The sequence below is a fragment of the Cryobacterium sp. Hb1 genome, from assembly GCF_004403585.1.
In the GTDB taxonomy this organism is placed as follows: domain Bacteria; phylum Actinomycetota; class Actinomycetes; order Actinomycetales; family Microbacteriaceae; genus Cryobacterium; species Cryobacterium lyxosi.
Map to the genome: position 1 here is coordinate 140,430 of NZ_SOHI01000028.1, position 20,909 is coordinate 161,338.

General features: G+C 63.8%; 20 protein-coding genes. 13 read left to right on the forward strand and 7 right to left on the reverse strand.

The features are described 5' to 3' along the window. Nucleotides 1-15 precede the first annotated feature (15 nt). A complete protein-coding gene (locus E3T38_RS11745; RefSeq protein WP_134548361.1) occupies nucleotides 16-1,110 on the reverse strand; it encodes an alpha/beta fold hydrolase in 1,095 nt (364 codons plus the stop codon). Between the two features lie 195 nt (nucleotides 1,111-1,305). Here E3T38_RS11745 and E3T38_RS11750 point away from each other — a divergent pair, with 195 nt between their 5' ends. Beyond that, entirely contained in the window at nucleotides 1,306-2,379 is a 1,074-nt protein-coding gene (locus E3T38_RS11750; RefSeq protein WP_134548362.1) for an alkene reductase, read from the forward strand. A 183-nt stretch (nucleotides 2,380-2,562) separates the two neighbouring features. On the opposite strand, the gene E3T38_RS11755 is transcribed toward E3T38_RS11750, so the two are convergent. Continuing rightward, nucleotides 2,563-3,762: an aminotransferase class I/II-fold pyridoxal phosphate-dependent enzyme gene (locus tag E3T38_RS11755; protein ID WP_134548363.1), complete on the reverse strand. Its 1,200-nt coding sequence runs from the start codon at nucleotides 3,760-3,762 to the stop codon at nucleotides 2,563-2,565. A 146-nt stretch (nucleotides 3,763-3,908) separates the two neighbouring features. Here E3T38_RS11755 and E3T38_RS11760 point away from each other — a divergent pair, with 146 nt between their 5' ends. From E3T38_RS11760 to E3T38_RS11780, 5 genes are all read left to right on the forward strand, one after another. Further along, nucleotides 3,909-5,582 (forward strand): trypsin-like peptidase domain-containing protein, encoded by a 1,674-nt coding sequence (locus tag E3T38_RS11760; RefSeq protein ID WP_134548364.1) that lies wholly within the window; start codon nucleotides 3,909-3,911, stop codon nucleotides 5,580-5,582. Nucleotides 5,583-5,769: 187 nt separating this feature from the next. Next, entirely contained in the window at nucleotides 5,770-6,780 is a 1,011-nt protein-coding gene (locus tag E3T38_RS11765) for a glycosyltransferase family 2 protein (protein WP_255452742.1), read from the forward strand. 4 nt (nucleotides 6,781-6,784) lie between these two features. Then, nucleotides 6,785-7,609 (forward strand): CDP-alcohol phosphatidyltransferase family protein, encoded by an 825-nt coding sequence (locus tag E3T38_RS11770; protein WP_134548366.1) that lies wholly within the window; start codon nucleotides 6,785-6,787, stop codon nucleotides 7,607-7,609. Then, nucleotides 7,596-8,504 carry a glycosyltransferase family 2 protein gene (locus tag E3T38_RS11775; protein ID WP_241984437.1) on the forward strand — a complete coding sequence of 303 codons (909 nt, stop codon included), beginning with the start codon at nucleotides 7,596-7,598 and terminating at the stop codon, nucleotides 8,502-8,504. The genes E3T38_RS11770 and E3T38_RS11775 overlap by 14 nt, the downstream gene beginning before the upstream one ends. Nucleotides 8,505-8,523: 19 nt before the next feature. Then, nucleotides 8,524-9,798 (forward strand): CDP-glycerol glycerophosphotransferase family protein, encoded by a 1,275-nt coding sequence (locus E3T38_RS11780; protein ID WP_241984438.1) that lies wholly within the window; start codon nucleotides 8,524-8,526, stop codon nucleotides 9,796-9,798. Between the two features lie 10 nt (nucleotides 9,799-9,808). Here the strand turns inward: E3T38_RS11780 and E3T38_RS11785 are convergent, their stop codons facing one another. Next, complete coding sequence (locus E3T38_RS11785; protein ID WP_370449027.1) at nucleotides 9,809-10,654, reverse strand: hypothetical protein; 846 nt, start codon at nucleotides 10,652-10,654, stop codon at nucleotides 9,809-9,811. A gap of 148 nt (nucleotides 10,655-10,802) precedes the next feature. Between E3T38_RS11785 and E3T38_RS11790 the strand changes: the two genes are divergently transcribed. Continuing rightward, nucleotides 10,803-11,144, forward strand: coding sequence for a helix-turn-helix domain-containing protein (locus E3T38_RS11790; RefSeq protein WP_134548367.1), 342 nt, complete (start codon nucleotides 10,803-10,805; stop codon nucleotides 11,142-11,144). Here E3T38_RS11790 and E3T38_RS11795 read toward each other — a convergent pair. The 3 genes from E3T38_RS11795 to E3T38_RS11805 all read right to left on the reverse strand — a co-directional run bounded on the left by E3T38_RS11795 (nucleotide 11,120) and on the right by E3T38_RS11805 (nucleotide 13,526). Continuing rightward, complete coding sequence (locus tag E3T38_RS11795; RefSeq protein WP_241984440.1) at nucleotides 11,120-11,893, reverse strand: ABC transporter ATP-binding protein; 774 nt, start codon at nucleotides 11,891-11,893, stop codon at nucleotides 11,120-11,122. The two genes, E3T38_RS11790 and E3T38_RS11795, sit on opposite strands and share 25 nt — an antisense overlap. Continuing rightward, entirely contained in the window at nucleotides 11,893-12,693 is an 801-nt protein-coding gene (locus E3T38_RS11800) for an ABC transporter permease (protein ID WP_241984441.1), read from the reverse strand. The genes E3T38_RS11795 and E3T38_RS11800 overlap by 1 nt, the downstream gene beginning before the upstream one ends. A 140-nt stretch (nucleotides 12,694-12,833) precedes the next feature. Further along, the gene (locus E3T38_RS11805) at nucleotides 12,834-13,526 is read right to left on the reverse strand and encodes an NTP transferase domain-containing protein (protein ID WP_104197766.1); all 693 of its coding nucleotides are present in this window, start codon (nucleotides 13,524-13,526) and stop codon (nucleotides 12,834-12,836) included. 750 nt (nucleotides 13,527-14,276) lie between these two features. Here E3T38_RS11805 and E3T38_RS11810 point away from each other — a divergent pair. Genes E3T38_RS11810 through E3T38_RS11820 form a run of 3 tightly spaced genes read left to right on the forward strand, consistent with a single transcriptional unit; the run spans nucleotide 14,277 to nucleotide 17,271 of the window. Beyond that, nucleotides 14,277-15,404, forward strand: a complete 1,128-nt coding sequence (locus E3T38_RS11810) for an ABC transporter ATP-binding protein (protein WP_241984442.1) — start codon at nucleotides 14,277-14,279, stop codon at nucleotides 15,402-15,404. Next, complete coding sequence (locus E3T38_RS11815) at nucleotides 15,380-16,954, forward strand: hypothetical protein (RefSeq protein WP_134548368.1); 1,575 nt, start codon at nucleotides 15,380-15,382, stop codon at nucleotides 16,952-16,954. Before E3T38_RS11810 ends, E3T38_RS11815 begins: the two co-directional genes overlap by 25 nt. A gap of 32 nt (nucleotides 16,955-16,986) precedes the next feature. Next, nucleotides 16,987-17,271: a DUF3039 domain-containing protein gene (locus E3T38_RS11820; RefSeq protein ID WP_104128156.1), complete on the forward strand. Its 285-nt coding sequence runs from the start codon at nucleotides 16,987-16,989 to the stop codon at nucleotides 17,269-17,271. Nucleotides 17,272-17,289: 18 nt separating this feature from the next. Here E3T38_RS11820 and E3T38_RS11825 read toward each other — a convergent pair whose 3' ends face one another. Further along, nucleotides 17,290-18,651 carry a nicotinate phosphoribosyltransferase gene (locus E3T38_RS11825; protein ID WP_255452743.1) on the reverse strand — a complete coding sequence of 454 codons (1,362 nt, stop codon included), beginning with the start codon at nucleotides 18,649-18,651 and terminating at the stop codon, nucleotides 17,290-17,292. Nucleotides 18,652-18,692: 41 nt separating this feature from the next. On the opposite strand from E3T38_RS11825, the gene murI reads away from it, so the two are divergent. The 3 genes from murI to rdgB are packed head-to-tail and all read left to right on the forward strand — an operon-like array spanning nucleotide 18,693 to nucleotide 20,905. After that, nucleotides 18,693-19,577: a glutamate racemase gene (gene murI / locus E3T38_RS11830; protein ID WP_134548370.1), complete on the forward strand. Its 885-nt coding sequence runs from the start codon at nucleotides 18,693-18,695 to the stop codon at nucleotides 19,575-19,577. Further along, nucleotides 19,574-20,308, forward strand: a complete 735-nt coding sequence (gene rph / locus E3T38_RS11835) for a ribonuclease PH (RefSeq protein ID WP_104201040.1) — start codon at nucleotides 19,574-19,576, stop codon at nucleotides 20,306-20,308. Before murI ends, rph begins: the two co-directional genes overlap by 4 nt. Before the next feature lie 3 nt (nucleotides 20,309-20,311). Beyond that, nucleotides 20,312-20,905 (forward strand): RdgB/HAM1 family non-canonical purine NTP pyrophosphatase, encoded by a 594-nt coding sequence (gene rdgB, locus E3T38_RS11840; protein WP_104197580.1) that lies wholly within the window; start codon nucleotides 20,312-20,314, stop codon nucleotides 20,903-20,905. Nucleotides 20,906-20,909 lie beyond the last annotated feature (4 nt).

A 20,909-nucleotide genomic window follows, 5' to 3' on the forward strand; every position in this document is an offset into this window, starting at 1 on the left:
ATTCGGGGGGTAAATTCAAGGTTTAGAGAAAGTGTTCGGCTGACTCGCGGGTGCCGGGATCGACCGGGGATCGGCGAATTCGAGCCGGAGCAAGACCTCGAGCGGGCGTTCGATCTGGCCGAAATGCCCGGCTCCTGCAATGGTGCTGATCACGCAGTTCGGTACCGCAGCGCGCAGTCGCTCGTCATCGTCAGCCGTCACGAACACATCGTGGTCACCGTGCACTGAACGCACCGGGCAGCAGATATGCGCCCACCGGGCGGCTGTGTCGTAGGCGCTGGCCCTCACGGCCGCGCGAACGAAACGGGCTGGCCTGACCTCGGTGCCGAGCGCAGCGACGACCGTCGAGGCGACAGCCCGCGGACGGCTGAACAACGGGGCTACGAGGGCGCGTAGCAGACCGAGGCGCGCGACAGCCCGCACCAGGCCGCGGCCGAGGGGGCCGGCGAGTTGCAGCATCCGCATGGTCAGGAGCAGTGCCGTGAACGCAGGCAGCATCGAAAACTGGCGTATCGGGTGACGAACGCTGTCCTGGATCGAGAATGTGGTGGCCGAGACCAGTCCAACGGATGTCGTCGCGCGCTTTTCGCTTGCCGCCAGCTGCAGCGCGATAAAGCCACCCATGGAGTGACCGACAACGTTCCAGCGTTCGTAGCCGAGGGAGCGGGCTGCGTCGGCGACCAGCTCGGCCATCGACTCGACGCCAGATGGCGACTCGTCGGTGGCCACGGGAGAGTCACCCCACCCTGGCAGGTCGGGAATGATGAGATCGATCAGGTCGCGGCCTGTCGCATCGGCAGCCTGCAGCAGTGGCGTCCACGTCGTCCACGAGCCGGCGGCGCCGTGCAGCAGAACGGTTGCCGTGTCGCTCGCGGTGCGGCGTCCGTGCCGAACCACGACCGTTCCGCCCCGAAGACGCATGGTACTCGTGGTGAGGCCGAAGTGATGAGCATCGGCGTCGAGGGGAAAGGGACTATACCCCAACGCTGTGGCCGGCGGGGCTGGCTGTGGTCGAATGGGCACCTGTGGGCCGGACGCGGGAGCATCCATGCTACCGAGCGGTGCCACGGGGCGGTTGCGGGTCGCTGGTCGGTGCATCAAGGTGCTCATGGAGGTAGTTCGGTGCCGCAGTCAAACCGGATTGCCGATTCGAATGATTCGGGAACCCGAATTTACAGTTGATTGGCAGGCAGGAATATCGCGCCGCTGCGTTCCGTTCTGCCTACGGATGCACAGGACTTCCCTGGAGCCTCCCAGAAGAACATGTCCGGTCTGACTGACCGGATGATTTAGAAAGAAGTGTCCGTGAAACTCTTTTCTCCGCTGAACGTTGGCGACCTCGAACTTCCCAACCGTCTCGTCATGGCGCCGCTGACCCGCATCCGCTCCGGCCAGTCGGGTGTTCCCGGTGAACTCGTTGCCCGGTACTACACGCAGCGCGCCACCCTCGGCCTGATCGTGAGCGAAGGTACCTACCCGAGCCACGCGGGCCAGGGTTTCCCCGGCCAGCCAGGGCTCGTCGAACCGGAACAGCTTGCCGGCTGGAAAGCGGTCACCGACTCAGTGCACGCTGCTGGAGGCCGTATCGTCGCCCAGGTCATGCACGCCGGCCGGGTCACCCACGAAGCGACCACCGGTGGCTACCCGGTCGTCGCGCCGAGTGCCATCGCCGTCAACGGCCTTACACGCACCTATGACGGCAAGAAGGACTACCCGGTGCCGCACGCCCTGACTATCGACGAGCTGGGCGGCATCCTGGACGAATTCGTGCTGGCCTCGAAGAACGCCATCGCGGCCGGATTCGACGGCGTCGAACTGCACGGCGCCAACGGTTACCTGCTGCATGAGTTCCTGTCGCCGGCCTCCAACGTGCGTGACGATTCCTTTGGCGGCTCGCCCGAAAAGCGCGCCCAGTTCGTCATCGACGTGGTCACCGCCGTCGCTCAGGCGATCGGCGCTGACCGGGTGGGCCTGCGTATCTCACCCGAACACAACATTCAAGACGCGCTCGAAACGGATGCCGCCGACGTCACGGCCACCTACGGTGTTCTCCTCGACGGGATCGCCTCGCTCGACTTGGCGTACCTGAGCGTGCTTCATGCCGACCCGCGCGGTGAATTCGTACAGAATCTGCGGTCCCGTTTCGGCGGTGTCTTCCTGATCAACAGTGGATTTGGCACCATCACCGAGCGCGACGAGGCTCTGGCCATCGTTCACGACGGTGTCGCCGACGCCGTCGTCGTTGGTCGTGCGGCCATCGCCAATCCTGACCTCGTGCGCCGCTGGCGTGACGACCTGCCGGTGAACGAGCCCAACCCGCTCACGTACTATGCCGACGGCGCAGAGGGTTACACCGACTACCCCGCCCTCGCTTCCTAGCCCCTCGCGGAGCCCAACTCACTCCGGTCGGGTGCATAACTCCTGCAATCCGTGGGCCGTCGGCGAGAATTCCGCGTCATTTCGGGGTTCAGAACGCGCTGCCACAGAAATTGCAGGAGTTATGCACGCGGGGGTGTGCGGTTAGCGTTGGGTTGCAGGAGTTACGCACGCGGGGGTGTGCGGTTAGCGTCGCGACAGGTCCGCGAGCTGCTTCGACGCCTGCTCCAGAAGTTCTATCTTCTTGCAGTAGGCAAACCGAACAAGCGGCGCATAATCGGCCCGGTTCGCCGGGGAGCAGAACGCGGTGATCGGCACCGCGACCACACCAACCAGCTCCGGCAGGCGTCGGCACAGCTCTGCGCCATCCGTGAACCCGAGCGGTGTCGCATCCGCGACGATGAAGTATGAGCCCTGCGGCAGCGTGATTTCGAAGCCGGCCGCGCGCAGCCCGGTAGCAAGCACATCGCGTTTGTGCTTCAACTCGGCGGCAATGTGGGTGAAGTACGAATCGGGAAGGTCGAGCCCCGCTGCGATCGCGGGTTGGAACGGCGCCGCACTCACGTAGGTGAGAAACTGTTTGACCGCGAGGATTGCCGTGATGATGAAAGAAGGGGCAGAGACCCAGCCCACCTTCCACCCGGTGAGGCTGAACGTCTTGCCGCCCGAAGAAATGGTGACCGTTCGATCCCACGCTCCCGGCAGGGTGGCGATCGGAATGTGGGGCGCCTGGAACGTGAGGTGCTCATACACCTCGTCGGTGACGATGATCGCGTCGTGCCGTTGCGCGAGCTCGACGATCAACTCCAGCGTGTGCCGGGCGAAAACCGCGCCCGTGGGATTGTGCGGATCGTTCACGATAATCAGCCGGGTGCGGTCGGTGACGGTTGCCCGCAGCGCGTCGAGGTCTGGTTGATAGTCGGGTGCCCGCAGCGGCACCGGTCGATGGATGCCGCCACCGAGGCCGATCAGACCGCCGTAGGCGTCGTAGAACGGCTCAAAGGTGACGACTTCGTCACCCGGCTCGATCAACGCCAGAATGGTGGCCGCGAGAGCTTCTGTGGCCCCCGCAGTGACGAGAATTTCGCTGCCCGGGTCGAGGTCCAACGCGTAGAACCGGTGCTGGTGCCGGGCGATCGCCTCCAGCAGCACCGGCTGGCCCCGGCCGGGTGGATACTGGTTGACTCCGTCGCTGATGGCTTGGCGGGCCGCCTCGAGCACTATGGCTGGCCCGTCTTCATCGGGAAAACCCTGCCCGAGGTTGATCGCACCGGTACGCATCGCGAGTGCGCTCATCTCGGCGAAGATGCTCGCTGCAACGGTACCGTCAGCGGCGAGAAGTCCGGCCCCGCGCGCCGTGCGTCGCCACGCGCCGGACATGGTCATCGCTGGCTTGCCTGAGGGAAGTTCTGCATGGTTTCCAAACTATCGCTTGGGCAACGTCTGGGCCTGATCATTGACTGCTCTCAGCTTGTACATATTGAACGTTCAGGTTTGGGCGCAAAGCTTGCAACGCTTGGAAGGAGCACCCGATGACCGACAACACCAAGGATTTTGGCACCACCCCTGATCCTGCTGATGACACCGCCGCTTTTGCTGTGAATGAGTCCGGCGAGGCTACCCCACCCACTGCCCCACCGTCGACCCCACCCACCGATGCCCCGGCCGTGCCCACGTCCCCGGCCGTGCCCACGTCCCCGGCCGTGCCGCCGGCGAGTGTCGAGCCCGCTGTCCCGGTCGTCAACGCACCGACCCTGCCGACTCACGATGTCCCCGACACCGCCCAAACCGTCGCCTACCCGACGGATGCTTTCGGTCGCGCGGTCGAGACCGCGGCAGCCTCGAGCTCCACTAACGCCTCGAGTTCCACTAACGCTCCGAGCTTCACTGGCGCTCCGAGCGCTTCGTCGCAGGCGTATGCGACCGCTGATTCTTATCCCACGGACGCTTTCCCCGGCCAGCCCTGCGCGTCAAATAAGACGAAGGAACCCGGTCGCCGCAAGGGCAGCGTCGCGTTGATCGCAGCGCTCGCCATTGGTGCTCTCGTCGGTGGATCGTCCGGTGCCGGGATTACCGCGCTCATAATGAATGGCCAAAACAACGGCGTACCGGTCAGCCAGGTCTCCGGCCCCAGCAATGTCGTGGTGAACGACACCAAGAGCGTCAACCAGATCACCGCCGTCGCGGCCAAAGCCTCGCCGAGTGTCGTGACCATCGATGTGTCCAGCAGTTCCTCGGGCGGAACCGGATCCGGCGTGATCCTCACCGACGATGGCTACGTGCTCACCAACACCCACGTCGTCACCCTCGACGGGGCCGCCTCCGACGTGAAAGTCGAAGTGAAAAGCAACGATGGCAAGCTGTACGCCGCCACGCTCGTGGGTACCGACCCGATCTCCGACCTCGCCGTGATCAAACTGACCGACGCCAGCGGACTCACCCCGATTACCTGGGGCGATTCCTCCGAGCTCAACGTCGGTGACAGCGCCATCGCCATTGGTGCCCCCCTCGGCCTCGCCGGCACGGTCACTGACGGCATCGTCAGTGCCCTCAACCGCAGCATTACCGTCGCGAGTTCGGCAGCGCCGAGTTCACCCGACACCACAGCGCCCGACGAAGGACAGAGCCAGAACCCCTTCTTCTTCGACTTTCCGAACCAGGACGGCACGCCGTCGAAGGGAACCCAGGCCGCCACGGCGAACATTGCCCTCCCAGTGATTCAAACGGATGCCGCCATCAACCCGGGCAACTCCGGAGGCGCCCTGCTCAACGGCAGCGGCGAACTGATCGGCATCAACGTGGCCATCGCCAGCGCCGGCAGCACCACCTCGTCGTCCGCTGCCGGCAGCATCGGCGTCGGATTCTCCATTCCGTCGAACTTTGCCAAGCGCATCTCCGAGGAGATCATCGCCAACGGAACGGCCACACACGGCCTGCTCGGTGCGGGCGTCAAGGATGCGTCCAGTTCGACCAGTAGCACTGTGGGCGCCCTCATGAGCAAGCTGACCTCGGGCGGTGCCGCCGACAAGGCCGGTCTGGCCGAGGGCGACGTCGTCACCAACTTCAACGGCGTGCCGATCACAGACTCGATCGACCTCACCGCCCAAGTGCGGGTGCTCCCCGCTGGTGGAACCGCCGACCTCACCTACGTGCGAGACGGCAAGTCGACCACCGTCTCGGTCACGGTGGGCGAGTACACCAGCTAACCGCACTCTGCTCCTCCCTCCTCATCGCGTCGCCGGCTAGCCGGCGACGCGATGACGGTGAGCGGTGCTGTTTGACACCTTCCGCGGTGATTGGCATTTCGTGGGCTGGTAGGCTCTATCGTCTTACTCATCAACCGGAAAGCTGGCCAGCCAGGTGCACCAACGTGGTGAAGGATTTCTTCCCGGGGTGTCGTACGTGATGCCGGTGCTCAACGAGGCGACGCACGTGCGAGCCGCCGTCGAGAGTCTGCTGGCACAAGACTTCGAGGGCCCGTTTGAGGTCACCCTGGCGCTCGGACCGAGCATCGACGGCACGACCGAACTGGTCGAAGAAATGGCCGCGGTCGACTCGCGAATTCGGGTCGTGCCCAACGACATCGGCTCGACTCCGGCGGGCCTGAACATCGCCATCCGTGCGTCGCAGTACGCGGTGGTCATTCGCGTCGACGCGCACTCGGTGCTACCACCCGAGTACGCCCGCATCGCCGTGGAGACGCTTGAGCGCACCGGTGCCGACAACGTCGGTGGCATCATGGATGCCCGGGGTATCAGCGCGTTCGAGCGCGCAGTGGCCCGCGCATACGGTACCCGCATCGGCCTCGGTGGTACCCCGCACCATGTTGGCGGGGCTGAGGGCGCCGCCGAAACCGTCTACCTCGGTTGTTTTCGCACCGCGAGCATACTGGCTGTCGGATTGTTCGACGAGGGCGTCAAACGCGGTCAGGACTGGGACCTCAATCGGCGCCTCCGTGAAGCTGGCGGACTTGTCTGGTTCACCCCCAAACTGCGCGTGCTGTATCGTCCGCGGCCGACCCTGCCCCAACTCGCCCGGCAGATGCTCTCGACCGGGCTCTGGCGCGGCGAACTGGCGCGTCGGTATCCGGCGGCCAACGGCATCCGCTATTTTGTGCCACCGGCCATGGTGCTGGCGGCAGCTCTCGGGCTGCTCCTCGGAGTGGGCGGAATCGTGCAGGTGGCCTTCGGCGCGACGCCGTGGTTGTTCCTCGGTCTCATAGTTCCCGTCGGGTATCTGGTCATCGTGGTGGCCGCGACCCTCACGGTGGCCAGGCCGGACGGAATTCGTACCTCCCTGAATTTTCTCGTAGTCTTGCCCTGCATTCACTTCTGCTGGGGGGTCGGGTTTGTGTTCGGGTATCTCAAACTCACCAGTAACATCACGGCACACACGGGAAGGTGAGCAGATGACCAGTTCGCCCGAGACCTCACATCGGCGCTTAACCCGACCGGAATCGATCGCTCAGCTGCGCGCGGTGGCCCAGCCGCCCGAAGTGCGCCTGCGTGCCAACGCCGAGCACTGGACGGCGAGCCTGTACCTGCGCGACCTGTCGCCGTACCTGACCTGGGTGCTGCTGAAGACCCGCATCTCCGCCAACGGCGTGACCGCGCTGATGATCCTCGCCGGCTGGTCGACTGCCGCCGCCCTGCTGATCCCCGGAATCTGGGGGGCACTGCTCGCCCTCGCGTTCAGCCAGGTGCAGATGCTCATCGACTGCTGCGACGGCGAAGTGGCGCGATGGCGCGGCACGTCCTCGCCCGCCGGCGTGTTCCTTGACAAGGTCGGACACTATTCCACCGAGTCACTCATTCCCATCGCCCTCGGAATTCGGGCGGCTGCATACCCATTCGACTCACCCGACGACTTTTTGTGGAGCAGCCTGGCACTGCTGCTCGCCCTGATCATCGTGCTGAACAAGGCGCTCAACGACATGGTGCACGTTGCACGGGCGAATGCCGGATTGACGAAGCTCGCCGACACCCACGGCGAGAAGACTCCGACCTCGAGCGTGATCGCCCGGGTGCGCCGACTCGCCCGTTTCGTACCCTTCCATCGCCTGTACCACTCGGTTGAACTGACCATGGTCATCTTCGCTGCCGCCGTCGTCGGACTGTTTCTCGAGCAGCCGCTCGTTGACCGGACCGTGCTGATCGTACTGGTACCGCTCGCGTTCCTATCGCTCATCGGTCATTTCGTGGCCATCATGGCGTCCAAGCGTGTCCGTTCCTGACGCAGCTGCCGGCGCTGCACCGGCCGGCGCTGTGACGGTCGGTGTGGTGGTGCTCACTCAGGGCACCCGTCCGGCTGATCTCGAGCGGGGTATCCGCTCGGTGCTGGCCCAGCAGGGAGTGACCCTCGACGTGGTCTGCGTCGGCAACGGTTGGCAACCGACCGGCCTGCCGGTCGGCGTGCACTCCCTCGGACTGCCGACCAACCTGGGCATTCCAGCCGGCCGTAACCGCGGCGTGTCGCGTGTCACCGGGGAATACCTGTTCTTCCTCGACGACGATGCCAGCATTCCCGACCCGAATTTTTTGATCGACGCGATCGGCAAGATGCGCGCCGATCCGACAATCGGGCTGCTTCAGCCTCGGGTCGAAGACCCGGCGGGAATCGAATCGCCGCGTCGGTGGATTCCCCGAATCCGCAAGGGCGAGGCCAGTACGCCCGGACCGGTGTTCTCCGTCTGGGAGGGCGCCGTTCTGCTGCCGCGCAGCGTCTTCGACGCGACCGGAGGCTGGGCCGAACCATTCTTCTACGCGCACGAAGGCATCGAACTGGCGTGGCGGGTCTGGGATCAGGACCGGGTCGTCTGGTATGCCGGCGACCTCGTGGCCAACCATCCGGTCATCCTGCCCACCCGGCACGCCGACTACTACCGGCTGAACGCTCGCAACCGGGTGTGGCTGGCTCGGCGCAACCTGCCAATGCTCTTGGTGCCGCTGTACGTGGGCGCCTGGACGGCGATTCAGGTGCTGCGCTTTGCCCCGAGCAACCGGCCGGCACTGCACGCCTGGTTCGACGGCTGGCGCGAAGGGTGGCGTCATGACCCGGGACCACGGCATCCGCTTCGAGCACGCACGGTCTGGCGGATGACCCGCGCAGGGCGCCCTCCGATCATCTAACGAAAGGTAGTCTTAGCCGGTGGCAATTCGGGAAGACGTCAGGCGTGCAGTCAAGCTGGTCAGGGATGTTATGGCCTCCCGCAAGGCCCAACACGAGCTGCGTGGGCCGCTGCAAGAACGGGAGCTGCGCGAAGACAATCATTTCAAGATTGCCGTGTACTTTGCTGACGGACCCGTCAACATGTACCAAATACGGCAGTGGTATCAGCCGCTCGCAACGCTCGCCAAGACGTGGCCGGTACTCGTGATCAGTCGTACCGGCGGCGGCACCCTCAAGCTGATGGACGAGGCGCCCATTCCCATCGCCTATGCTCGCACGGTGCCTCAGCTCGAGCAGATTGTTGCCGAGCAGGATATTCGTATCGTGTTTTACGTCAACCAGAATCCGCGCAACTTTCAGATGATGCGCTACGGGCGATGCTGGCACGTTTTCATCAACCACGGTGAGAGCGACAAGATGTACATGATCACTAACCAGTTCAAGGCCTACGACTACTCGTTCGTTGCCGGGGACGCTGCACTCGCCCGGCTCGACCGGGTGCTCTGGGACTACGACTTCGATAAGCGCGCCATCAAGATCGGGCGCCCCCAGGCCGACTATTTCAGCGGTCAACTGCCTTACCTGCCCGATGAACGCCAGGTCGTGCTCTATGCGCCCACCTGGGAGGGGGACAGGGCCGCCGCGGCCTACGGCTCTGTCGCTACCCACGGTGTTGCGCTCGTCACTGCTCTGTTGGCCACCGGTACCCACCGCGTCATCTATCGACCACACCCGCGCAGCGGCGTCGTCGACCATAGCTACGGGGCCGCCAACAAGGCCATCATCGGCGCCATTGCCGCGGCCAACGATCGTGACCCGCGCGCGCAGCACGTCTACGACTCGGGTCCTGATCTCGGCTGGCAACTGGCCGCGGCGGATATCGCCATCGTCGACATCTCCGCCATGGTCTACGATCGGCTCGCCACCGGTAAGCCGATCATCATCACCCGGCCCGTCAACCCAACGGCCGTGATCGACACGAGTGGCTATCTCTCCGACTGTGAGTGGCTCCCTGCCGATCACGCCGCCGATATTGTGATCGCCGTCGACCGACTCACGCACGATGATGCGGCGGTCGATCGCCTGCAGGGCTGGGTGCACCGCTATTTCGGTGACACCGCCCCTGGCGTCGCGACGGGCCTCTTCCACGGGGCCGTGCAGCACCTGATGGATGAGTGGGACCGATTCGCGGCTGTGCACGATGCCGATCGTGCGATCGTGCCCGATTCTGCACAGAGTCCAGACATGGAGTAGTACACCGACGCTACGTCGCTCCGGGCGTGGTCGGCCACGAAGCGGATGCCGCCGGCTCGGCCGATACGGCCGCCACCGACTTACCGCGTCGCTTTTCGCGAACCGTGATGGCACGCATTTGCGGGTCCAGATCCGGCCGAAAACCGGCGGGGGCCGGACCGAATGCGAGGCGTGACGCGCGCATCACCTTGGTGCCCAGAATGTGGTTTCCCGTACCGCCGATCACCGCTCCGATGCCAAACGGCAGGGCCTTGCCGAGCAGGCTCGCCCCGCCGCGGGTGGCGAACTGGCGCAGAAATGTGCTTTTGAGTCGGTCGGTGAGTGGGCCGAGAACGGCGCGGGGAAGACTGTTGGTGATGAGTTCACCCCAGTAGGTGTTTCTCGCGGTTCCCGAGCCGGTCACCTGACCGGCGAGTTGTCGCACCAGATCGCTGCCCTCTCGGCCGAGCATCATCGTCATGACGAGGGCGCGGGCGCGATCGGGGTCTTCCACCGCGATTCCATGTACCTCGCTCACCGATTGGGTGAACAAAGCCGTCGCCTCGAGAAAACCGGCGGTTTCCACTCCCGATAGTGCGAGGGTGATTCCGGTGCCGACACCGGGAATAACCGCGGTAGCGCCCACCGCGGCACCGCCGGTCGTGACCGCCGCGAGATAGCGTTTTTCCAGAATGCGCACGATTTGTTCGGGGTTGGCTTGGGGATGGCGCCGTCGGATGCTGCGAATATGTGCAAGCACGACGGGGCGGTGTATGGCCAGCACCCGATCAAAGCCCTTGACAAATCCGGTAGGCAGTGCCCCTCCTTGGGGAGTGCCGCCGGTCGATGACAGCATCGGTATGCTCTTCCTCGCCATGGCTCGCCTTTCTCGGTGCCCTTGGTCGAGTGTACGGGGTACACCGGGACGCGCGCTGGGTTACCTGGGCGCACCCGGATACAAATACTGTCTTTCGTCAAAAGTCCACCCGCTAGTCAAGACTCCGCTGTGCCGCTACAACTGAAGAATGCTTGAGCCCAAATCAGAAGCCTCGCGACTGCTCGGCCTACGCCTGCGAGAGCGCCGTCTGGCGCTCGGGTTCAATCAGGAGTCTGTTGCGCTGCTCGCCGGACTCAATGTCTCGAATTACGCCCGCATCGACCGGGGGCACGGAAACCCAACGATGTACACGCTCATTCGTCTGGCGGCCGTGCTGCAACTCGAGTTGAGTGAACTCGTGACCGGTCTCGCTCTCGAGCAGCTACCGCCGACTCGTGACTCGTACATAGCGATCGATTTTCGACGTTCCCAGAACGCCACGGCGAATCGGCGGCCAGGCTTGGGTCAGGCTGCTGGTTTGACGCCGTAGTCGGTGTTGTACCGTGCAAGCACGTCCGTGATCGGCCCGTCGAGCACCAGGTCGCCCTTGTCGAGATACAGACCGCGGGTGCAGAAGCGTCGCAGATCGCGCTCATTGTGCGAGACGATAAACAGGGTACGCCCGCCCGCCAGGAGTTCCTCGATGCGGCGATAGCACTTTTCCCGGAAAGCTTTATCGCCCACGGCCAAAACCTCATCGACCAGCAGAATCGGCTCCTCCAGCCGGGATATCACCGCAAAGGCGATTCGTACTTTCATACCGCTCGACAGGTGTTTGTATGGCGTGTCAATGAAGTCGGCGATGTCGGCGAATTCGATGATCTCGTCGAAGCGTTCCGTGATCTGCTTGCGTGTCATACCGTGCAGACCGGCCGTCAGATAGACGTTGTCGCGCACACTGAGGTCATCCACGAATCCGCCGGTGATCTCGATCAGTGGCGCCACGCCCTCCGTGACGCGTACCGACCCCTCGTCGGGCAGCACGACTCCGGTCACGAGTTTGAGCAGGGTCGACTTGCCTTGACCATTGCGCCCGACGACACCGATGGCTTCGCCCGGTTGGACGGTGAAGGATACGTGCTGCAGGGCCCAGAACTCACTTGGCCGACTGCGCCGTTTATTGGCACCAAAAAGATCCTTGAAATTTCGACGCCCACGCCGATTTCGGCGAAAGCGGATGCCGACGTTCTGCAGCGAGATCACGGGCGTTCCCGTGGTGGACGCTCTCACCTCGGCCACTAGATCTCCTTCAGAACGGCACGTTCGGTGCGGCGAAAGACCAGCAATCCGAGCCCGAGGAAGACGAAGGACATGACCGCGCTGATCACGACCGTGAACCAGTCGAGCTGCTCGGGAAAGAAAGCCGAGCGATAGAGACTGAAAATGCCGGTCAGCGGGTTGAAAGCAGCCCAGAAGTGCAATTCGGGCGGTAAGTCGGTGGTGCCGTAGATGATAGGGGAGGCGTAGAACAGAAATCGCAGGATGAGTTTGACGGCCCGTTCCAGGTCGCGGAAGAACACCACGAGCGGAGCCACGAGCAGTCCGACGCCGGCGGTCAACATTGCCTGGATCACTATGGCGAGGGGGAAGAACAGCGCGTCGATGCTGAGTTCGGCGCCATACACGACTGCGAACAGCACCAGCACGGGCAGGGATGCCAGAAACTCGATGCCCTTGGACAGCACCAGACGGTTCACCCAGATGGTGCGGGGGATGCGCGTTGAACGGATGAGTTTCGCCTCGCGCAGAAATGCGCGGGTGCAATCCGAGACAGCACCGTTGAACCACATCCAGGGCAGCAGGGCAGCCAGGAGAAACACGATGTACGGGGTGTCGCCGACGCTGCGGTCGAAGACCTGGGTGAAGACGAACCAGTAGATGCCGGCCATCACGAGCGGATCGAGAATGGACCAAAAGTAGCCGAGCGCTGAGGTCGAGTAGCGCACGCGCAGATCGCGCTCCGTCAGCAACCACAGCGAATGCCGATACCGGGCGAGCGGCGTGCGCTGTTCGGGGCGCACCTGGGCGTAACTACTCACGCGGTCTATCGTATGGGAGCGCGGGCGGCGTTTCGTGCCAGTCGTGGCTGGTTCCTTCTGCGCGGGGCTGGTTCCCGATGCAGCGACAACGAAACCCCCACGCCGAGGCGCCGGGGTTTCGGATGGTGCAAGTGCATTGGTTAGACGAACAGGTTGGCGCGCTCAAGGTCCTCGGCGAAGTCCACTTCGACGGCATAGAAGTCGGAAATATTCACCGGCTCGACCAGCATGCGGTTCTGTTCGATAGCCAACTCGATGCCGCGTTCAAAGTAGTCCTGGTCGGCGACCTTGGCCAGCTGGCGGATCAGGGTTGCTTTGTCCGTGCTCGACACGTAGTTGATGCCGACGGCTTCGCCGAGGCCGTCCCTAACGGTCTTCGACAGTTCCTTGATAAAGCCTTCGGCGCTCGTGGTGTACTTGACTTCTTCATCGGACACCTTGTCAGTGTTGACGGTGACGAAGGACTGGTCACGGGCCATCATGGCGGCAGCGCGGTCGAGAATGGCCGGGTCGAAGACCACATCGCCGTTCATCCAGAGTACGCCGCCGGACTTCGAAGCCTGCAGGGCACGCAGCAGACTCTTTGAGGTGTTGGTCTGGTCATACTCTTCGTTGTACACGAAAGATGCCTGTGGGAACGCTTCGATGATGTGCTCAAGCTTGTATCCAACGACGATCGTGACCTGGGCAGCGTTGCCGAAGGCATGGTCGATGTTGTCGAACTGCTGCTGCATGATCGTCCGGCCGTCGCTCAGCTCGGTGAGGGGCTTCGGCAATGAGCGCCCGAGACGGCTGCCCATACCGGCCGCCAGAATGACCACTTGCGTCCTAATTGCGTGCGTCTTAGCCGACTGCGTCGTCACGATTATCTCCTCAAGAATGGTTGGGGTTACGCCGCAAAACCCGCTCTCATTGCGAAGAGTTTGCTTAGGATTCACCCACATGTTCACGTAAAGACACACCGTTATGTCATTCTCACCATAACCTGTTGCCTCAATATGAGGAAAGAATTCGCTCAGCACGTGTCCATTTCGTGACCCGGCACGGAGCCTACTCACAGGTTGCAAGGGCCACTGCCGACCTTGCCGCGCCCTCCTGTCGGTGGTCCTTGGTAGATTGGCGGAGTGACATTTGTGCCGCCCCACCCTGAACGCGACGACGAGCCTGTCGTGGACCGTTCCGCCGACCCGATGGCACCGCTCGCCACGGAGTCGGCAGGCAGCAAGCCGGCGGCCAGCAAAGCCGCGGCCAATAAGCCGGCAGTGCGTAAGCCGGCAGTGCGTAAGCCAGCTGTGCGTAAGCCAGCGGCGGTCAAGTCGGCTGACACTCAGCCAGTTCCGGACGAAGGCGGAGGTACGCCAGCCGTGCGTACGCCAGCTGCGCGTAAGCCGGCTGTGCCTAAGCCAGCGGCGGTCAAGTCGGCTGACACTCAGGCAGTTCCGGACGAAGGCGGAGGTAAGCCAGCTGCGCGTAAGCCAGCCGTGCGTAAGCCAGCTGTGCCTAAGCCGGCTGTGCGTAAGCCAGCGGCGGTCAAGTCGGCTGACACTCAGGCAGTTCCGGACGAAGGCGCAGGTAAGCCAGCCGTGCGTACGCCAGCCGTGCGTACGCCAGCCGTGCGTAAGCCAGCAGTGCGCACGTCGACGACGCCGAGAAAGCTGACGGCGCCAAAATTACCGGACGTAGCCAAGTCGGTCCGGTCGACTGAACAGACACTCGCCGAGAACGCAACCGACGAAACCACGCGCCCTTACGCGACCCGCGATGCGCTCGTCGCGATCGAAACGGAACAGCCACTGGGAACGACCGTCGCGCCGCTGCCCGAACCGAGCATGGATCCGCGTCCACAGGAAACGCCCGGAACGACCGCACCCCGCACCATCTCAGAGCCAGCCGCGAAGGCCGTCATTTCTCCGGCGGCGAAGTCGGCAAAGAAGCCCGCTGTCGTTGAAGCTCCAATAGTCATTGCAGCCCGGGGACTCGTGAAGAGATTCGGTCACAATGTTGCGGTCTCCGATCTCGACCTGACCGTGCGAGCCGGTTCGTTCTATGGCATTGTCGGGCCGAACGGGGCCGGCAAGACCACGACCCTGTCGATGATCACCGGCCTGTTGCGGCCGAGCGCCGGGAACGTCACGGTGCACGGCATTGACGTCTGGGCTCGGCCGAACGAGGCCAAGCGTGTGATGGGCGTTCTGCCCGACCGGCTTCGACTCTTCGACCGCCTCACCGGCGCACAACTTCTTTACTACGCTGGCACCCTGCGCGGCCTCGACAACGACACCGTGCGCAGCAGGTCGGCGGACCTCGCTGTGGCTTTCGGCCTCGAGGATGCCCTCAACCGTCTCGTTGCGGACTACTCCGCCGGCATGACGAAGAAGATCGCCCTGGCCTGTGCAATGATTCACTCCCCACGAGTGCTCGTGCTCGATGAGCCGTTCGAGTCCGTCGACCCGGTTTCTGCGGTCAACGTGACCGAGATTTTGCAGAAGTATGTGGCCGCTGGTGGCACTGTCGTGCTGTCCAGCCACGGCATGGACCTGATCCAGCGCGTCTGCGATCATGTCGCCATCATCGTGCAGGGCCGTGTCCTGGCAGCGGGAACCATCGACGAGGTCCGTGGCCCGAAGTCGCTGGAAGACCGGTTCGTCGAGCTCGCCGGTGGGCGTAAGGTCGCGGAGGGCATGGAATGGTTGCACAATTTTTCGGACTGAAACTCCGGTTGCTCGCCAACCTGTTTCGCCGTAGCCCGTGGCAGGTTGTCGGCCTGGTTGTGGGACTGCTCTATGGTCTGAGCGTCTCCATCACAATTCTCGTTGCACTGATAACCCTGCGGTTCGTCGGTGACCCCACACTGATTCGCGATTCGCTCACTGTGGCCGGATCGGCCGTGGCGCTGGGCTTTCTGATCATCCCGATCGTGGTCGGCATCGATGACAGCATGGACCCCCGTAAGTTTGCCTTCCTCGGAATTCCGAACCGTTCGTTGTCGCTTGGCCTGGCTGGTTCGGCGCTCATCGGTGTTCCGGCGTTCACCCTGACGATCGTGCTCCTCGGCACCGTGGTCACGTGGTCGCGCGGCATCGGGCAGACTCTGCTCGCTCTCATCTCCGCCGCGCTGATCCTCGCGACCTGCATTCTGCTCTCTCGAGTGAGCGCATCCCTCGCGGCCTTTCTCCTGTCGACCAGACGCTCCCGCGAGTTCACCGGGCTGATCGGTGTCGTTTTGCTGGTCTTGATTTCTCCGCTCGTCGTGGTGCTGTTCAGCACGGACTGGGACCGACATGGCCGCACCCTGTTGGCCACTCTCGCCACGATTCTGGGCTGGACGCCGTTCGGGGCAGCGTGGGCCGTTCCCGGCGACGCCTCCACCGGCGCCTGGGGTGAGGCCATCCTCAAACTGCTTATTGCCGTGGGATCCACCTACGCGCTCTGGCTGATCTGGCAGTTCGTCGTGGCTCGCATGCTGGTATCGCCCGGCCGTGAAGCGACGGCGAAACAGTATTCCGGGCTGGGCTGGTTCGACCGGCTGCCGCACGGTTCCGTTGGCGCTATCGCGGCCCGTACCTTCACTTACTGGGCGCGCGACTCACGGTACTGGGTGTCGCTGATCATGATTCCGATCGTGCCCATCATCGCCATCCTGCCATTGAGTGTCGTCGGCGTGCCGCTGCATTACCTCGCGCTCGTGCCGGTGCCCCTCATGTGCATTTTTCTCGGGTGGACCATGCACAATGACGTTGCCTACGACAGCACCGCAATCTGGCTGCACGTGGCTTCGGGAACGCACGGCCTGGCCGACCGTATCGGCCGGCTCCTTCCCGCGCTCGTCATGGGCATACCGCTCATCGGCATTGGCTCGGTCATCAGTATTTCGTTCTACGGTGACTGGTCAGTGCTGTTGTCGATGCTGGGCGTGAGCACGTGCATCCTTTTGGCTGGTTTGGGCTTCTCGAGCTACACATCCACTCGTTTTCCCTACCCGGTCACCAAACCCGGTGACAGCCCGTTCGCCCAGCCGCAAGCTACAGAGACCGCCGCAGGACTGGTGCAGTCGCTCACCTTCACGGGCTCAATCATCGTGGCGCTACCCGCGCTCATCTTCGCCTATCTCGGAATCGTTGAGGATCCGGCCTGGCATCTGCTCGCGCTTGCCACCGGCGTCGGTCTCGGACTCGTGGCTGTGGTCGTGGGAATCTGGGTCGGTTCGCGTGCCTTCGACCGGCGCGGTCCTGAGATGCTGGCTTCTGCTCAACGGGCCTGACCCGTCGCGGGCAGAGTGTTTAGACTGATGCTATGACTGAATTTCGTGTGAGCATTGCAGAACCCGGCCAGCCCGGCGGCGGAACGTCCACGCTTGATCGTGAGCTCGAGGAACTTCTGAACCAGGAGCAGATCGAGCCCGGCGATCACGAACGTTTTTCGCACTATGTTCCCAAAGACAAGATTCTCGAGTCGGCCATTTCGGGCAAACCGGTCAAGGCCCTGTGCGGCAAGAAGTGGCTGCCGGGACGCGACCCGGAAAAATTTCCGGTGTGCCCAACGTGCAAGGCCATCTACGAGAAGATGAAAGCCAAGTAGCGCCTAATCTGCCCGGGGTTATCGATACGAGGTCGGAATAACGGGCTCGCCGCGCCCTAAACGAAAAGCCTCGATTGGCAGTTCCTGCATGACGGATGCGTTGTGCGCGCGGGCGCGCAGCGTTCCGATCGGTCCCACGTAACGTTCGTCGACGGTGCCGTCGCTGATCAGCGGAACCAGAAGTGCGCGTTCGAGGCCGCTGCGGGAATCGAAACTGCCGCCGGGTCCGTCACCGAGCAGAATGATCTCTTCCTGGGCGGTGCCGGCGGCATCCACTCGACGAAGCGCACTCTTGCGGCCACCGATAGACAGCTTCGCGGTCGACGTTTTGGCGACGGAGATCCAGTCGTTGCCGTGGCCCTTATGCGCGACGAGCTTGTAGACCAGGCCGGCGGCCGGCTCTCCCGAACCGGTGACCACCGAGGTGCCGATGCCGAAAGCGTCGACCGGGCTGGCCGACAGAGCCGCGATGGCGAACTCGTCGAGGTCGCTCGTGACGGTGATTTTCGTGTTGACGGCGCCGAGGGAATCGAGTTGCGCTCGGGCCGCCGCGACGACAATGGGTAGATCGCCGGAGTCGATGCGAATCGAGCCGAGCTCGGGCCCGGCGATCTTGACCGCCAGTGCGATGCCGGCCGGCACATCGTAGGTGTCCACGAGAAGTGTTGTGGCGGTACCGAAGGCATCCACTTGCGCCTGGAACGCTTCTTCCTCGCTGTCGTGCAGCAAAATGAACGAGTGGGCAGCTGTCCCCATAGTGGGAAGGCCCCATTGGCGGCCGGCTTCGAGATTGCTCGTTGATGCAAAGCCGGCGATAAATGCAGCGCGGGCGGCGGCGACCGCCGAGTGCTCGTTGGTGCGGCGTGATCCCATCTCGGCGATCGGGCGGCCGAGGCTCACGGAGACCATGCGGGCGGCGGCGCTGGCGACCGAGATGTCGTAGTTGAGCACGCTGAGGATGAGGGTCTCCAGAATGACACCCTCGGCGAAGGTGCTCTCGACCAGCAGCAGGGGGGATCCGGGAAAGTACGCTTCGCCCTCCTGGTAGCCCCAGACGTTGCCGGTGAAGGAATAGTCGGCCAGGTAGTCGAGGGTGGGAGTGCGCACGACGGCGTTCTCGGCAAGCCAGGTCAGTTCCTCGGTGGTGAAGCGGAATTGGCGAATCAGCTCGAGCAGGCGGCCGGTACCGGCTACGATTCCGTAGCGCCGGCCGGTGGGCAGCCGTCGGGCGAACGCTTCGAACATGCACTCACGGTCGGCGGTCCCGCTCTGGATAGCGGCGTCGACCATCGTGAGCTCGTACCGATCGGTGCGTAAAGCCGGGGTGCGGGCGGCTGGGCCGCCGTGCGCTGGCACGGGGTACGTGGGGGACAGGGTCACCCGGCACAGCTTATCCGCTTGTCGGGCTAGGCTTGGTCTCCGTGACGGATGCACCGATTGGTATTTTTGATTCCGGAGTCGGCGGCCTGACCGTCGCCCGAGCGATCAAGGACCAGTTACCCAACGAGTCCATTCTCTACATCGGCGATACGGCCCACTCGCCGTACGGGCCCAAGAAAATAGCGGACGTACGGGGGTTCGCCCTGGACGTACTCGATGATCTCGTGGCGCAAGACGTGAAACTGCTTGTGATCGCGTGTAACACGGCTTCGGCGGCGATGCTGCGCGACGCCCGTGAACGCTACAGCGTGCCCGTGATCGAGGTCATTCAGCCGGCCGTGCGCCGCGCCGTCGCAACCACGCGCAACCAGCGAGTGGGAGTCATCGGTACCCTCGGGACTGTCAACTCGCGTGCCTACAACGACGCCTTCGCCGCCGCACCCCAGATCACGCTGTTCAGCAAAGCCTGCCCGCGGTTCGTTGAGTTCGTCGAAGCCGGCGTCACGACCGGCGCCGAGGTGCTCGCCGTCGCCGAGGAGTACCTTGCGCCGCTGCGCGCTGCAGGCGTCGACACCCTCGTGCTCGGCTGCACCCACTATCCCTTTTTGCGCGGTGCCATCTCGTATGTGATGGGAGAGAACGTCACCCTGGTCTCCAGTGATACCGAAACAGCCAATGACGTCTACCGGGTGCTGGTGAGTCAGGGCCTGGAACGCCCACGCACGAGCCCGCCCAGCTACCGTTACGAGGCGACCGGCGACAGCGCCGAGGATTTTCTGGCCCTGGCCCATCGTCTGATCGGACCCGAGGTCAGCCGCGTCGACCTGATCGAGACCGGCACACTCAACCTTGCCGAACTGGCAGCATCCAGTCGAAGCGGACCCCCTAATTCCCCCTCCACCCGAATCACTAGGAGCACACCGTGACCGAGACCCTGCGCGCCGATGGGCGCACCAACGACGAACTTCGCCCGATCACGATCGAGCGCGGCTGGAGCGACCAGGCCGAAGGCTCGGCCCTGATCTCGTACGGCCGCACCAGGGTGCTCTGCACGGCATCGTTCACTAACGGCGTTCCGCGTTGGATGAGCGGCAAGGGTAAGGGCTGGGTCACCGCCGAATATTCGATGCTGCCGCGCTCGACCAACAGCCGCATGGACCGTGAATCGGTCAAGGGCAAGATCGGCGGTCGCACCCACGAGATCAGCCGCTTGATCGGGCGCAGCCTGCGCGCGGTGGTCGATATGAAGGCGCTTGGTGAGAACACGCTCGTGCTCGACTGCGACGTGCTGCAGGCCGACGGAGGAACACGCACCGCGGCCATCACCGGCGCGTACGTCGCCCTCGCCGATGCGCTCGAGTGGGGGCGCACCAAGAAGTTCATCTCGCAGAAGGCGCAGCCACTCATCGACAGCGTCTCGGCCGTGTCTGTCGGCATCATCGGCGGAGTGCCCATGCTCGACCTCGCCTATACCGAAGACGTGCGCGCTGACACCGACATGAACGTCGTCGTGACCGGGCGCGGCAAGTTCGTCGAGGTGCAGGGCACCGCCGAAGCTGCACCGTTCGACCGCAGCGAGCTTGACGTTCTGCTCGACCTCGCCTTGAAGGGCGCCATCACCTTGACCGAATTTCAGACCAGCGCACTGGAGCGTTGAGCGGTGCAGATCGTTCTCGCAACGCACAACGCCCACAAGGTTGAGGAGTTGCGGCGCATCCTGGCCGCGCAGCTGCCTGGCATCGAGGTGCTCGCCTATGACGGCCCCGAACCGGTCGAAGACGGTGTCACTTTTACCGAGAATGCACTGATCAAGGCGCGCGCCGCTGCCGCGCACACCGGGCTCCCGGCAATCGCAGACGACTCGGGAATCTGCGTCGACATTCTTGGCGGGGCACCGGGAATCTTCTCGGCGCGTTGGTCAGGACCGGCCAAGGATGCCGGTGAGAACCTGCGTCTGCTGCTTTGGCAGCTCAGCGACGTTCCCGAGGAGCACCGCGACGCCCACTTCACGTGTGTGGCCGCTCTCGCCCTGCCCGACGGCACCGAGCGGGCCGTGACCGGCGAATGGCCGGGGCAGCTTCTGTTCCAACCGGCTGGCGTCAACGGTTTTGGATATGACCCGATCTTTCTGCCCGAAGGCTATGCCATTTCGGCGGCCGAGCTTTCGGCCCACGTGAAGAACCAGGTCAGCCATCGGGCGATCGCGTTCGAGGGTCTCGTTCCGGTGCTGCGCGAGGTGCTCGGTGCCCCATGACGCC